The sequence below is a fragment of the Halorubrum sp. JWXQ-INN 858 genome (genome assembly GCF_009806985.1).
In the GTDB taxonomy this organism is placed as follows: Archaea; Halobacteriota; Halobacteria; order Halobacteriales; family Haloferacaceae; genus Halorubrum.
The window spans coordinates 293,491-307,685 of sequence record NZ_WUAX01000005.1 but is presented as its reverse complement, the minus strand read 5'-3'; the positions used below and the strand labels follow the sequence as shown (position 1 = coordinate 307,685).

The window sequence follows — 14,195 nt, the reverse complement described above, 5'->3', positions numbered from 1 at the left end:
TGTTTACTCCGTGAGTGTGAGCGAGCCGAGGGTCGCGAACAGAGCCTCCTCCGTTCGGACTACCTCGCTGCCCTGTGCCGGGATCGTGTTCAGCCAGAGGTCGAACCCCGGATCGGGTTCGACTCGGCGGCCGTCGTTGACGGCCGCTCGGATGTCCTCGGGCGTGAGCCCGAGCATGTCCGGAAGCCCTCGTCCGGGCGCACCGAAGGCGACGGTGTAGCCGCCGGCCTCCCGTGCGTCGGCGACGAGTTCGCCGAGCCGCGGGACGGAGAGCGGTTCCCCGTGCCGCGACGTCGCGATGGCGAGTTCGTCGCCCGTGAGCGCTTCCGACAGGTCCGCGGCCACGACCTGAAAGCCGTCCTCCGGCTTTCCGGTGATGCGGGCGCGGACCGGTTCTCTCGAAGAGACCCTGATGGTGACGCGTTCCCCCCGCTCGACCTCCATTTCGGAGGGGACGAGCAGGGAGATCGGGTGTTCCCCCAGCGGGGAATTGACCCGAACGCGGCCTTCAGGTCCGACCTCGGTCACGAGTCCCTGTGTTTTCGACTCCGCCCCGTCGGGGGGGGAGCCGGTCCGCCACGACACGCGGAGCGGGGGGAGTATTCCGGCGTACCGGAGCTCGTCGCGTTCGCCCCAGAGGTCCTTTCGGAGCTCCGGCGGCGTCGCGGCGTAGCCCAGCACGGCACGGACGAACCCCTCGCCCCAGCGGCTCTCCCCTTCCCTGTCGGGGAAGACGACGAGCCGGCCCGCCCGAAAGACCGCCGCCGCGCGGGCGACGTAGCCGAGTTTGCGAGTCGCCTCGCGTTGGTCCTCGGCTTCGCGGACGAGCGAGGACGGCACACAGATCGTGAGTCCGTCCTCGGTGCGCATCGTTGCGAGACTGTATCCCGACTTCCCGACGAGCGCGTAAAAGGGTAGCGGTCCCGTTTCGGGGCTGTGGGCCGTTCACACGGGCCTTGACGGCGGTTTTCGCCGATCGGCGCGTGTGAATCGTTCCCGCGACCCGAGCGGCTGACCCTCGAACGGTCGCCCGTTCGCAACCCTTATGTTCCCGTCGCCGGTTAGTCGTAGATGCGAAGCACGCACCGGTAGTGTAGTGGTATCACGCAACCTTGCCATGGTTGCAACCCGAGTTCAAATCTCGGCCGGTGCACTGTTCCGTTCCTTCCGCGCTCACGATCCGAGCGACGGCCACGTTCCGGTCGCGTCGAACGACGGCCACGTTCTTTCCTCATCGAACGACGACAGCGGTCCGAATCACCTCACGGGACCGTTTCTCATCGGACCACTCCACCTCGGATCGCCCCGTCCCTGCGAGGTCATTCCTCGCGGCGCTGTTTCATCCCCTGCCTGGTGAACTGCGGCCGCGCGCGGATCCCGCGCTTCTTCCGGAACGACCGGTAGAGCGCGATGGCGAGGGGGACCGCGAGCGCCAACACGACGAGCGCGAGCCGCCACTCGTCGGCGAACGAGTAGAGGATCGTCGCCGAGAGGACGCCGACCGCGAGCAGCACCGAGTAGGCGATCCGCATCGCGAGCTTGTCGAGGACGCCGGTCTCGTCCTCGATCGTGACGTTGACGTGGAGGTCGCCGCGGTTCGCGCGGTCGAGGAACTCGTCCGCCTTCGGCGGGACGGTGAACAGCGACTCGGCCGTCCGCTGGGCCTGCTTGCCGGCGTCCTCGGCGAGGTCGCGGACGGTCTGCTCGTAGTAGCCCTCCTCTTTGAGGTAGTCCGTCGCCGTCGCGATGAAGTCGAACTCGGGGTCGAGCGTGACGCAGACCCCCTCGACGACGGTCGCCACCCGGAGGACCAACGCGAGGTTTCGGGGGAGCCGCAGCGGGAACTCGTAGATGGTCGACTCCACCTGTTCGATGATCTGGTTGACGCGGTACTGCTCGATGTCCTCGCCGCGGGCGTCCGCGATGGCGAGCTCCATCACGTCGCCCATCACGTCGCGGTCGGCCTCCGGCGACAGCGTCCCCATCGCGATCAGCGTGTCGAGGATGGCGTCGATGTCCTGTCGCGCCACCGCGACGTAGAAGTCGACGATCCGCTCCTGGACGAACGGGTCGACGCGCCCGGACATCCCGAAGTCGTAGAAGATCACCGCGCCGTCGTCGGCGACCGCGAGGTTCCCCGGGTGCGGGTCCGCGTGGAACACGCCGTCCTCGACGATCATTTGGAGGTAGACGCGCTGGAGCGTCGTCGCGATCTCCGTCCGGTCGATCCCCGCCGTGTCGAGCTCGTCGATCCGGCTGATCTTCGTTCCCGGGAGGTACTCCATCGTGAGCACGCGCGCGCTCGAGGCCGACTCGTAAGTGGACGGGATCCGGATCCGGTCGTTGTCCGCGAAGTTCGTACGGATCTCCTCGAGCATCTCGCGTTCGCGCCGGTAGTCCATCTCCTCGCGGATCGTCTTCGCGAACTCGTCGGAGAGGTTCTCCAGCGAGAACGCCCGCCCGCCGCCGATGAACCGCCGGACGATCGGGAGCGACCAACGGATCGCCCGGAGGTCGGCCTCGACGAGCTCCTCGATCCCCGGCCGGCGGATCTTGACGGCGACGTCGTCACCGCGGTACCGTGCGGTGTACACCTGCCCGAGGCTGGCCCCGCTGATCGGGTCGGTGTCGAACTCGTCGAACGTCTCGTCGATCGGGCCGAGCTCTGCCTCGAGGACGCGCTTCGACTCGGGCCACGGGGCGGGCGGGACGTCGTCCTGGAGCCCCTCCAGCACGTCGATGTACGCCGGCGGGAGGACGTCCGGCCGCGTCGACAGCAGCTGCCCGAGCTTGATGAACGTCGGGCCGAGCGTCAACAGGATGTCGAGGAGCACGTCCGCGCGTTCGCGCTGGGTCGCCTCGTCGACCTCGCGTCCGCCGCCGAACAGGAGGAAGCGCTTCCGGTCCCGCCAGTAGGCGACGATCAGCGGCGAGAACCGTCGGATGACGACCAGGAACCGCCAGTAGGCGCGGAAGGTGACCAGCGTCACCACCCGTTAGGCCGCACGTTCCTCGTCGGGGTCGCCCGCGGGGTCATCGTCGGCGTCCACGTCGTGGTCCACGCCGTCGCCCACGTCGACGTCGGTGCCATCGGCGGCGTGGTCCCCCGTTTCGTCCGCACCGCCGGCTCCCGCGTCTCCCTCCCGGTCGTCTCCGTCCCCGTCGTCGTCCCCGTCGATGGGGATGGGGTTCGAATCGCCGCCGGCCCGTTTGGGCAGGGTGACCTCGAGCACGCCGCGGTCCATCTCGGCGTCGGCCGCGGTGCCGTCGGCGTCGGACGGCAGCGGGAGCTCGGCGTCGAGGAACAACGGCCGGTCCTCGCGGACGTACCGGAACCCTTCGGGCGTCGCCTTCTCGCGGCGGGCCTCGATCACGAGGCGGCCGTCCTCGGAGAGGACCTCCGTCGTGTCGGCGGTCGCGCCGGGGAGGTCGACGACGAGCACGTACGCGTCGTCGGATTCGAGCAGGTCCGCAAACACCGCGTCCGGGAGGTCCCGAAGCGCATCGCGCAGCGCTGACATATGTAGCCGTTGGGGGTCACCGGCGAAAAAGGTGTGGTACGTGGGTCGGATCGAGGCCGAGCGTGGGCCGACGGACCGCCGGAGCGGGGGTCGACCGGCCGCTGGATCGGAGAGGGAGTGGACCGACGAACCGGTCGCTGGATCGGAGAGGGAGTGGACCGACGAACCGGTCGCTGGATCGGAGAGGGAGTGGACCGACGAACCGGTCTCGGGTTCCCGCGTGATCCCGGCCACACTGGGGACGCGCCGTGGTCAGTCGTCGCGGAGCGACTCGCCGAGGTCGCCCAAGCGGTCGCCGAGCTTCCGCCCCTCGGACTCGCCCGGGAGGATGTCCCCCAGCGCCGCCCCGAACGCCGCCGCCGCCCAGATCACGGTCACCCGGGCGAACGCCTCCACCGCCGGGGGATCGCCCTCGTGGAGCCGGCCCCAGAGGAGCATCATCGAGAAGGCGACGGTAAAGGAGATCAGCAACACGGCGACGAGTCGGTGCGGGACGATCCCGAGAAGCGGGTTCTCGATCCGGACGTCACGGAAGTCGGCGTAGTACAACAGCCCCGTCGTCATCGCGACGACGAACAGGACGTTGAACGCGAGGAACACCGGGACGGGTCCGACCGTCGACGCCACGAACCACGCGGCGATGTCGAAGACGCCGTCCTCCACGAGCAGCGGGAGCGACAACACGATCCCGCCGACGAACGACTCGGCGACGTCCCGGCTCGTGTACTTGCTGATCCGCGTCGTGAACGCCGAACTCCCCGGCATCCGCTCGACGAGCGAGATCGTCTGGCGGACCTTCTCCCGTTCGTGGGGTTCGTCGACCGTCTCTTTCAACGCGTCGAGCTTGTCGAGCAGGTCGCTGATGTCCGGGTTTTCCGGATCGACGTGCCGACTTATGCCGACGTCCCGATCCGAGTTACCGCCCCAGTCGCCCCCGCCCCCGCCCCCCGCGCCGCCTCCCGACGGCGCTCCCGGTCCCTCGTCGTGGCTCATACGTCATGGCTCACGGCGGGGTTTATAAAAGCCGTCGGCGTCCCGGCGGACGCGGTGGACGCGGGCTCGGCCCGCGCCTCGCGTCAGTCGAAGCGATCGCTGATGTCCGCGCCCTTCGACTCGCCCGGGAGGATGTCACCCAGCGCCGCCCCGAACGCCGCCACCGCCCAGATCACCGTCACTCGGGCGAGCCGTTCGGCCGCCGTCGGGTCTCCCGAGTGGAGCCGTCCCCACAGCATCAGCATGAAGACGGCGGTGAAAAGCGACACCGCCAGGACGCCGACGTATCGCCGGGGGATGACGCCGAAGATCGGCTTCGTCACCTGCACCTGCCGGAAGTCGGCGTAGTAGAGCAGGCCGGCCGTCATCGCGAGCACGAACAGGGCGTTGCCGACGAAGAACACCGGCACCCCCACGACGGTGACCGCGAGGAACCACTCCGCGATCTCGAAGACGCCGTCCTCCACGAGCAGCGGGAGCGAGAAGAGCACGGCCCCCACGAACGACTCGGCGACGTCCCGGCTCGTGTACTTGCTGATCCGCGTCCGGAACGCCGAACTCCCCGGCATCCGCTCGACCATGGCGATCGTCTGGCGGACCTTGCGGCGCTCGGCGTCGTCGTCGACGACCCCCTCGAGCGCGTCCAGCTTCGCCAACAGGTCGTTGATGTCCGGGTTCTCGGGTCCGCCGTTGGACACGCCGCTGACCCGGGGGTCAACCCCGTCGGCCGGGGGCGGACCCGAACGGTCGTCGTTCCTCATGGCCGCGGATCGACAGCCGCTCTTCAAAGGTGTGTCGGACCGCCAGGGCGGGTGCAACGGTCGCCGCAACCGCATCGTTTATGACTGTTGGTGTGTTAGCATGTATCAAGAGGTGAGTACGGACGCTATCGAACACACGACCCATCGGCGACGAACGGAACGGAGTATCGACGAGAGCGTCCGCCGACGCGTTCGAAACGAGAAGAGGATCGGGCGCGGGAGACCTCGCCAGATCCGACACGATTTTTAAGAGACAGGCGATCCGCGGAGCGACCGATGACCCGTGAGCGTCGCCCGGAAGCCGGCGTCTACCGCCCGGTGAGCGGCCGTTGGCGGCGCGCCACGACGTCCCTGACGAGGCGAAGGCGGTGACTAGAGCCGGTCGACGAACGCGCCCACGGCCGCGTTGAACGCCGCCGGCTGTTCGATCATCGCGAGGTGTGCCGCGTCCTCGATAACGGCGCGTTCACAGTCGGCGATCTCGTCGGCGAAGTAGTCGTGGTACGCCGGGGGCGTGAGCCGGTCATGCTCGCCGACGACCGCGAGCGCCGGGACGTCGATCTCCACGAGCCGGTCGCGCACGTCGAACCGATGGCAGGTACGGAAGTCGCGTTCCGTCACCGCGCGGCCGCACGCGCGCATCGTCGCCGCCGAGTGCTCGACGTACTCGTCGGGCGCGTCGTGGAACAGCCGGTCCTCGCCGTGGAGGAAGGAGACGGCGCGGTCGAAGTCCGTCGCCAGCCAGCCGAGGAGGTCCTCGAGGACGGCGAGCTTCGCGCCGGTGCCCGCGAGCACGAGTCCGTCGAGCGCGACGTCGTGTTCGAGCGCGACCCACTGGGCGACCGCCCCGCCGAGCGAGTTGCCACAGACGACGGTCGCGCCGGTCGCGTCCATGACGGCGGCGACGTCGTCCGCGTACGCGCCGAGCGTCTCGTAGCCGGGGTCGGCGTCCAGGTCGTCGCTCTCGCCGTGGCCCGAGAGGTCGAGCGAGACGACGGGGAAACGGTCCGACAGCCGGGCCTGCGCCTTCCACACCTCCGAGGACCCGCCGCTTCCGTGGACACAACAGACGGCCGGACCGTCCCCGCCGCGATCCGAGACTCGGTAGGCGGTCTCCCGCCCGTGATGGGTTATCCGCTCCATGCGTGACCGTTCCCGTGGCCGGGTTATAAAAGGGATCCGCGGGGCGACCCCGTTCGCGTGAAGAGGGTACACAGCAGTTCCACCCGTTCCACCGGCCGGGTCGCCCGTCAGGGGACCTGCGTCACGTCGCCGACGCCGTCGAGCTCCCCCAGGGCCGTGGCGAGCGCGTCCTGGTCGACCCCGGCTTCGTAGTAGAACACGAGGTCGAAGGTCCCGTCGCGGAGGAGCTGTTGACACTCCCAGACGAACGACTCGTCCTCGAGGGTACGCCCCTGGAACTGGTTCGAGGAGAACGACGTGTCGTCGTTGCCCGCCTCGATGTACGTCTCCCCGCTCCCGGCGTGTTCGGCGATGACGTCGTTGGTCGCGACGGTCAGCTCGTGCATCTCCAGGTCCTCCTGCCCGGAGAGGTCGGTGTGGACGATACAGCCGACGAGTTCGATCTCGCCCGGCTCGAGCAGTGCCTTCGTCCGCTGGTACAGGTCCGAGTCGAGGGTCTCGCTCATGGATACCCGTTCCGTCCCGACCACTAAACTGATGGCGATCCGGTCGCGATCCGTGGCGGCCGCCGCCCACCGGGGCTCGGTCACGGGCCCGCGAACGATCGACAGACGAGGACGTCACCGCGCTCGTCCACGGCGTACCCGCGGTCCGTGACCCACGAACGGACCTCCCGCGCGTCGTCCGCGCCGTGCGTCTCGACGACGAGGAGCGGTCGGCACCGGTCGATCGTCCCCGCGGCCCCCCGAAGCACCGCGAGCTCGTGACCCTCGACGTCGACCTTGATCGCGTCGGGATCGGGCAAGGGGTCGGAGTCGCGCAAGGGGTCGGGAACGGGGCCGGCGGTCGGGGTGCCGTCGGTCGCCGATGCGGTCGTCCCGTCGAGGAGGTCGTCGAGCCGACGTATCGGGACGCGCTCGGCGGCGGCGACGCTCGCCCCCCAGCGGGTCGCGTCCGCGCGGTCGAACGCGGAACACTTCGAGAACGTCGAGCGGTAGAAGGTCAGCTCGTCGTTCGCGTCGCCGAGGCCGATCCGTCGGAGGTCGACGCTCCCGTCGAGCCCGTTCCGGCGGGCGTTCCGCGCGAGCCGGTCCGCGCTCTCCCCGTTGGGCTCGAAGGCGACGACCCGCCGATCCGTCCCGACCGCCAGCGGGATCGCGTGCTCGCCGACGTGTGCCCCGACGTCGAACACGGTCGCGTCGGACGGGAGGTCCGCGAGGGCCGCCAGCCCCGGGTCGTCGCCGTGCGGATTCGTCGGCTCGTAGCTCCAGTAGCGGCCGGCCACGGTCCGTTTCGGGGTGGCGACGCCGAGCGCGTACGTCAGGTCGGCGAGGCGGTAGTAGCCGCGGAACCCGAGCCGTTCGAGCCGCGTTCGGAGGTCGGTCATGCGTGACTCGGTCAGGTCGTGACGACCTCGATGGGGACGACCAGGAAACAGAGCGCGCCGACGGCGAACGTGAGGACGCCGACGGCCATGCGGGCGGGGCCGAGCCGATCCTCCTCGGCCGGGTTCGCCGGCCCGTTGAAGGCGATCACCATGGCGAACACGCCCCAGAACGCCCACAGCCCGACCGACTGGTCGAGCCCGAGGCCGCGCCAGTAGTAGAGGTACGCGGCGAGCCCGAAGAGCACGCCGGGGACGAGCGACGCGATCGTCTCCTGGCGCGGGCCGACCATCGCCCGGATCATGTGGCCGCCGTCGAGCTGGCCGACCGGCAGGAGATTGAGCAGGGTGAAGAACATCCCGACCCAGCCGCCGATGATCACGGGATGGGCCGCCAGCCCCGGGTCCTCGTAGCCCGTCTGCTGGCCGAGCAGGTCGGCGATGAGCGTGAGCAGCGGCGGGTTGTTGAAGCGGATCATCGTCCCCGACTGGCTGGCGACCTCCGCCGGCACTCGGATCGGGTCGAGCGAGAGCCCGATGACCGTCACGACGACGGTGGCGACGAGCCCGGCGATCGGGCCGGCCACGCCCACGTCGAACAGCACCTTCCGCGACGGCATCCGTCCGCGCATCCGGATGACCGCGCCGAGCGTCCCGAACGGGAAGATAAAGGGGATCACGTACGGGAGCGAGACGTCGATCCCGTGGTACTTCCCCGCGGCGTAGTGGCCGAGCTCGTGAACCATCAGCACGCCGAGCACGGCGGCGGTGAACGGCCACGCCTGCAGCATCGTGAGGGGGTTCGCGCGGATCTCGCCGAGCGGGACGTAGTACCACCCGTACGCGCCGACGAACAGCGTCGTGAGCACCGTCGTGACGAACAGGACGACGTTCGTCCACGGCACCCCGTCGCGGCCGTGGTCGAACGGGGTCGCGACGAGGACGTGGCCCGCCTCGGTCACCTCGAGCTCGACGTCGTACCCGCGGTCGCGGAACGCCGGAACGACCTTGCGCAACAGCGTTCGCTCCGGGATGTACGACTCGCCGCGGTATCGGACGCGACCGTCGTCGTAGTGGACGTCGTCGACCCGAAAGAACGTCCGGAGGGGCTCCGGACGGGGGACGTCGGCCTCCGCCGACGGCGACCCGTCCTCGCGGTCTGGCATCGTCAGGAGTTAGCCACGGGCGTGTATAAACCCCGCGTCGGCGGCGGCTCGGTGGGTGGGATCGGGCGGTTCCGTCCCCGATCGGTGGAGCGCAACGGGTGGAAACCAGGGGAAAACGGGTCGGAGAACGGGGAGTTCGGGTGATCGTGGCGCTCGACGGGGACCGCTGTGCGCCTCCGCCCGACTAGACGGTTTCGACGCGCCAGGTGGTCGCGCCCGTGTACGACCACTTCTCGACGGTGAGCTCAGTGGCGGAGTCCCGGAGCTTCACCATCAGCGCGCCGATCTCCTTCGGCGAGAGGTCGACGTCCTCCGAGATGAACTTCCCCTTGAAGTACATCTCGCCGTCCTCGGCGCGGTCGAGCAGGTACGTTTTCAGCCGCTCTTCCTTGCTTCGGTCCTCGGTCGGGCCCCCGTCCGTGGAGGGAGTCGCAGTCGCGCTCATGATACACCCAACCGTTGTCCATGGAGGGTGTTATAAAGGGAAGAACGTTCGGCGGCGTTCGGACGCTTTCAGGCGGCCCGGGGAGATGAAACGTGTCAGACGAACCGTTCAGAACCGTTTCAGAGGGTCCGAGACAGTTTATGGGTGTTTTTAACGCCGCGATCGATACCCGAACCCGACGGCGACTACCGGTCGATAGTGCCGACACTATGCCGGCCGTACCAGCAATAAATTCCGCCATATCGCCCGAGGCGTGCTCGCCCGCGGATGCGGCGGTCCCCGCGCAGCGGCCCGATCCATACGGGCCTTATAAACTGTCGTGGGAGCGATCGCCGGCTACGCCCGCTGATGGACCCAGAACGCCTCGGATTCCGTCGTCTCCTTCTTGAAGATCGGGACCTCGTCCTTCAGCCGGTTGATCCCGTCCTCGACCGTCCGAAACGCCTCCTCGCGGTGGCCGGCGAGGACGACGACGAAGACGATGTCCTCGCCGTCCTCGATGACGCCGGTCCGGTGGTGCATGAGCACCTCGAAGACGCCGTCCCGGTCGGTCAGCTCGTCGGCGATGGCGTTCATGCGTTCGCGGGCGACCCCCTCGTACTTCTCGAACGCGAGGTGGGTCGTTCGGTCGTCGTCCGGCGCGTCCCGCGCCCGAACTCGCCCGGTGAAGGTCGCTATCGCGCCCGATCGGTCCGCGTCGGGCGCGTCGCGGGCCCGGTCCACGAGCTCCTCGAGGGTGATCCACGGCTCCGCAGCGTCGAGGTCGGCGCGGAGCGCGTCGAGATCGAGGTCCCCGGGAGCAGCGGCGGTCGCGATCACGTCGCCCGGGACGTCGTCCGGGTTGAGGTCGGCCCCGAGCAGGACCGTGGGCACGCGGAGGCGGGTGTAGCCGACGGCGACGAGGTAGTCGTGGGCCGGCGCGAGCCCGTCGAGCAGGTCGTCGAAGCCGTCGACGGTTCCGTGACCGGTCCAGGAGCCGTCCGACGAGAGCCGTATCGACGTCGCGGCGGGTTCGGCGGCATCTGCGGCGTCAGCGGTCTCGGAGGTGTCGGACGCGGTCGCAGGGGTTCCGTCGTCCGGCACCGAGACGCCGCCGTCGGTGGTCCCCTCGGCGGTCCCGTCGTCGCGGTCGACGACGGCGACGCGTCCGTCGAACCCCTCCGCGAGCGCTCCGGCGAGGTCGGTCGCCCCCGGGCCGAGGATCGAGATCGGTTGCATACCTGAGGGCGGGGAGCCAGCGGCTTAGGCGTTTCCCGCTCGTGATCGAGTAGACGAGGTGAGGAATGATGTCCACCTATTAGTCGCCGATACTTCCGCACCGGAAGCCCCGGCCATGCGCTTATAAGACGATTTGCCTGCGATCGGTATGAGTGACGCACGGACCGCTACCTCGGAAGCCCCAGCCGCGAGGACTCGCGCGGCTCGCTACGCTCCTCGGACACTCCGCGACGGCCCTTTAAAAGAGCCGCCGCGGGTACTGCGGTGCTTGCTTCACCGTGCTTCGTCCCACCGGGAGACGCAGTCTCCCGAGCCTCCGTTCGCTTCGCTCACGGAGATCGCGGCTGCCCCTTCCAGTCCCACCCCGCACCGCGACCGCACCTCACACCTCCCCAGCCTCGCCGCGACTGGCTGCTGCCAGTCGCGGGCTCCCTCGCGCGCGTTTCTCGCGCGCGCCGACGGTGGGAATACGGTCTGAGCGGGACCTCTTTATAAGGATCGCGGATGCCGTTCTCGACATTTATAAACGCCATATTCCCCTCGGCCGGGGAGTGCTCCGATATCCGGCGTTCCCAATCGCCGTCGACGCCCGCCCGTTCGTCCCGGCTTGACAATCCTTAAGAGCGCAACCGGGCTACCCGGGATCAATGAGAGTCGTCGTTTCCATCGGCGGGAGCGTGCTCGCGCCGGATCTCGACCCGGACCGGGTCGCCGCTCACGCCGACGCCCTCGAACGGTTGGCGGCGGACGGGTGTGAACTGGGCGTCGTCGTCGGCGGGGGCGGCGTCGCGCGCGAGTACATCGAGGCCGCCCGCGAGCTGGGAGCCAACGAGGTCCAGCTCGACCAGCTGGGGATCGGAACGACCCGGCTCAACGCCCGGCTGCTGATCGCCGCGCTGGGCGAGGCCGCGACCATCTCGCCCGCAACGGAGTACGACGAGGCCGCGGCGGCGCTCCGCCGCGACGAGGTGTCGGTGATGGGCGGCGTAACGCCCGGACAGACCACGGACGCCGTCGCCGCCGCGTTCGCGGAAGCCGTCGACGCCGACCTCCTCGTGTACGCGACGAGCGCCGACGGCGTGTACGACGCCGACCCCAACGTCCACGCGGACGCGACCCAGTACGCCGAGATGACGCCGGCGGAGCTCGTCGACGTCGTCCTTCCGATGAGCCGTGACGCCGGGGCGTCCGCCCCCGTCGACCTGCTCGCGGCCAAGCTGATCGACCGCGCGGGGATCCGCTCGGTCGTCCTGGACGGCACGGACCCGGCCGTGCTCGTCGACGCGGTGTTGCGCGGCGAACACACCGGGACTGACGTCGTTCCGGCCGGTACCGGCGAGCCCAGCTACTGGGCGGGTGCGGAATGAGCGACGAGGAGCCCGTGGAAGGGGCGGGTGAGCGGACGGCCGACGGCCGGCAGTCCGACGAGCGAGCCGCCGGTCCGGCCGGAACGCCCCACGACGACTCCCCGCACATCCTCTCGGAAGCGGCCGGGAGGACGGGCGGGGTGACGGACGCCGACGGGGACGGGGCGAGTGCCGACGGGGACGAGGCGAGTGCCGACGGGGAGCCCGCGGCGTTCCACGCCTTCTGGGCCGACGTCGTCGCCGACGAGATCGAGGCGCGGAACCCCGACGATCCGATCGTGATCAAGGGCGGCGTCTCCCCCTCGGGGGTGGCCCATCTCGGGAACGTCAACGAGGTCATGCGCGGCTACTTCGTCGCCGAGGTGCTCCGCGAGCGCGGCCACGAGGTGCGGCAGGTGTTCACCTCCGACGACAAGGACCCGCTCCGAAAGATCCCGCGGAAGCTCGCGAACGCGGACGGCGAGATCGTCGGCCTGGGCGACGTCGACGCCGGCGCGCTCGGTCGGAACCTCGGCAAGCCGTACACGTCGATCCCCGACCCGTTCGGCGAGGCGACGTCGTACGCGGCCCACTTCGCCGGGCTGTTACGGGCGGACGCGGAACGATTGGGCGTCCCCATCGAGATGCTCTCGAACACCGATCTGTACGCCGAAGGGGCGTTCGACGACGTGACGCGGGCCGTCCTCGCCGACCTCGAGGGCGTCCGCGAGGTGCTCTCGACGTATCAGGACAAGGTCGACGACGAGTACGTCCCGTTCAACCCCGTCTGTGCGTCCTGCGGGAAGGTGACCGAGCGCGTGACCGCCGTCGACGTCGAGGCGGGGACCGTCGACTACGTCTGTGCCGACATGGACGTCGGCGGCGACACGATCGAGGGCTGTGGCCACGAGGGGACCGCGACGTTCCGCGAGGGGAAGCTCCCGTGGCGGCTCGAGTGGCCCGGCCAGTGGCGGGTGCTCGGGGTCGACTTCGAGCCGTTCGGGAAGGACCACGCGGAGGGCTCCTGGCCCTCCGGGGTCGACGTCGCCCGGAACGTCCTCGGGATCGAGCCCCCCGTACCGATGGTGTACGAGTGGTTCACCCTCAACGGCGAGGCGCTCTCCTCGTCGGCCGGCAACATCGTCACCGTGCCCGAGCTGCTCGACCTGCTGGAGCCGGAGGTGCTCCGGTACTTCTTCGCGCTCCACCCGAAGAAGGCGCGCGACCTCGAGTTAGCCAGGCTCGACCAGCTCGTCGACCGCTTCGACCGCTTCGAGCGCGCGTCCTTCGGCGAGGTCGACGATCCCGAGCTCGTCCGCTTTGCGGAGCGGGCGTACCCGTTCGTCGTGGGCGACGTCGCCGACGAGCGGCCGCCGGACGCCGACCCGCGCGACCGCGTCCGGCTCCCGTACACGTTCGCCGCCGTGCTCGGGATGGTCGACGACCCCGAACTCCGCGAACAGCTCGCCCGCGACGAGGGACACTTCGCGGACGATACCCCCGACTGGGCGGTCGCGGAGGCGCTCGAGCGCGTCGAGCGCGCGCGCAACTGGGCCGAGCGGATGGACAACGAGTACAACTACCGCCTCCAGACCGAGCTGCCCGACGCGGACTTCGACGCAGCGGTGGCGGCCGCGCTCGACGACCTCGCCGACTTCGTCGCGGAGGGACACGACGGCGACGCGATCCAGAGCGAGATGTACGAAACCGCCCGCGAACACGGCGTCGAGGTGGCCGACTTCTTCGCGGCGGGGTACCGGCTCTTCTTCGACGAGACGCAGGGGCCGCGGCTCGGCGAGTTCCTCGGCGAGCTCGAGCGCGACTACGTCGTTGCCCGGCTCCGGCGCGAGGCGTAGATGGACGACGACGCCACCCTCGACGACTTCGCCGCCGACCCGGACGGGGACGCGTCCGACGGGGACGACGCGAATGCCGACGCGGATACCGACGTGAACGCCGACGGCGACACCGACGTGAACGCTGACGCGGATACCGGCGCGAACACCGACGCGGATACCGACCCGGACACGGACCCGGACACCGATGCCGACGTCGACCCGGCCGTCTCGACGTCGACGTGGACGACCGGCGGGGCCGCCTGCGATCGGTGCGGCGCGGTCGTCGAACGGCGATGGGTCGACGACGGGGAGACGGTCTGTGCGGACTGTACGGCGTGGTGACCGGCGACGACGGTCGCACAGCCCGATCGGTCGAGGCG

General features: G+C 69.6%; 13 protein-coding genes, 1 tRNA gene and 1 pseudogene. 4 read left to right on the top strand and 11 right to left on the bottom strand.

The features are described from left to right. Positions 1–3 precede the first annotated feature (3 nt). Positions 4–870 (bottom strand): putative RNA uridine N3 methyltransferase, encoded by an 867-nt coding sequence (locus GRS48_RS02815; protein WP_159483398.1) that lies wholly within the window; start codon positions 868–870, stop codon positions 4–6. Between the two features lie 212 nt (positions 871–1,082). On the opposite strand from GRS48_RS02815, the gene GRS48_RS02810 reads away from it, so the two are divergent. Continuing rightward, a tRNA-Gly gene (locus GRS48_RS02810) sits at positions 1,083–1,153 on the top strand. Positions 1,154–1,319: 166 nt separating this feature from the next. On the opposite strand, the gene GRS48_RS02805 is transcribed toward GRS48_RS02810, so the two are convergent. The 10 genes and pseudogenes from GRS48_RS02805 to GRS48_RS02760 all read right to left on the bottom strand — a co-directional run bounded on the left by GRS48_RS02805 (position 1,320) and on the right by GRS48_RS02760 (position 10,631). Then, complete coding sequence (locus GRS48_RS02805; RefSeq protein WP_321168256.1) at positions 1,320–2,993, bottom strand: AarF/ABC1/UbiB kinase family protein; 1,674 nt, start codon at positions 2,991–2,993, stop codon at positions 1,320–1,322. Positions 2,994–3,155: 162 nt separating this feature from the next. Further along, a pseudogene (locus tag GRS48_RS02800) lies at positions 3,156–3,521 on the bottom strand (Hsp20/alpha crystallin family protein); the annotation flags it as partial. A 252-nt stretch (positions 3,522–3,773) separates the two neighbouring features. Beyond that, complete coding sequence (locus GRS48_RS02795; protein ID WP_159483396.1) at positions 3,774–4,514, bottom strand: DUF2391 family protein; 741 nt, start codon at positions 4,512–4,514, stop codon at positions 3,774–3,776. Between the two features lie 83 nt (positions 4,515–4,597). Then, positions 4,598–5,275: a DUF2391 domain-containing protein gene (locus GRS48_RS02790; RefSeq protein ID WP_235027972.1), complete on the bottom strand. Its 678-nt coding sequence runs from the start codon at positions 5,273–5,275 to the stop codon at positions 4,598–4,600. A gap of 372 nt (positions 5,276–5,647) precedes the next feature. Next, the gene (locus tag GRS48_RS02785; RefSeq protein WP_159483395.1) at positions 5,648–6,418 is read right to left on the bottom strand and encodes an alpha/beta fold hydrolase; all 771 of its coding nucleotides are present in this window, start codon (positions 6,416–6,418) and stop codon (positions 5,648–5,650) included. A 107-nt stretch (positions 6,419–6,525) separates the two neighbouring features. Then, positions 6,526–6,924: a DUF5778 family protein gene (locus tag GRS48_RS02780; RefSeq protein ID WP_159483394.1), complete on the bottom strand. Its 399-nt coding sequence runs from the start codon at positions 6,922–6,924 to the stop codon at positions 6,526–6,528. Between the two features lie 80 nt (positions 6,925–7,004). After that, entirely contained in the window at positions 7,005–7,805 is an 801-nt protein-coding gene (locus GRS48_RS02775; protein ID WP_159483393.1) for an FkbM family methyltransferase, read from the bottom strand. 11 nt (positions 7,806–7,816) lie between these two features. Continuing rightward, entirely contained in the window at positions 7,817–8,968 is a 1,152-nt protein-coding gene (locus GRS48_RS02770; RefSeq protein ID WP_159483392.1) for a site-2 protease family protein, read from the bottom strand. Between the two features lie 184 nt (positions 8,969–9,152). After that, the gene (locus GRS48_RS02765; protein WP_159483391.1) at positions 9,153–9,413 is read right to left on the bottom strand and encodes a hypothetical protein; all 261 of its coding nucleotides are present in this window, start codon (positions 9,411–9,413) and stop codon (positions 9,153–9,155) included. 336 nt (positions 9,414–9,749) lie between these two features. After that, the gene (locus tag GRS48_RS02760) at positions 9,750–10,631 is read right to left on the bottom strand and encodes a molybdopterin synthase (protein WP_159483390.1); all 882 of its coding nucleotides are present in this window, start codon (positions 10,629–10,631) and stop codon (positions 9,750–9,752) included. 647 nt (positions 10,632–11,278) lie between these two features. Here GRS48_RS02760 and pyrH point away from each other — a divergent pair. The 3 genes from pyrH to GRS48_RS02745 are packed head-to-tail and all read left to right on the top strand — an operon-like array spanning position 11,279 to position 14,157. After that, positions 11,279–11,998 (top strand): UMP kinase, encoded by a 720-nt coding sequence (pyrH, locus tag GRS48_RS02755; protein ID WP_159483389.1) that lies wholly within the window; start codon positions 11,279–11,281, stop codon positions 11,996–11,998. Next, positions 11,995–13,833 (top strand): lysine--tRNA ligase, encoded by a 1,839-nt coding sequence (gene lysS, locus GRS48_RS02750; RefSeq protein WP_159483388.1) that lies wholly within the window; start codon positions 11,995–11,997, stop codon positions 13,831–13,833. The genes pyrH and lysS overlap by 4 nt, the downstream gene beginning before the upstream one ends. Next, positions 13,834–14,157 carry a hypothetical protein gene (locus GRS48_RS02745; protein WP_159483387.1) on the top strand — a complete coding sequence of 108 codons (324 nt, stop codon included), beginning with the start codon at positions 13,834–13,836 and terminating at the stop codon, positions 14,155–14,157. Positions 14,158–14,195: the final 38 nt, after the last annotated feature.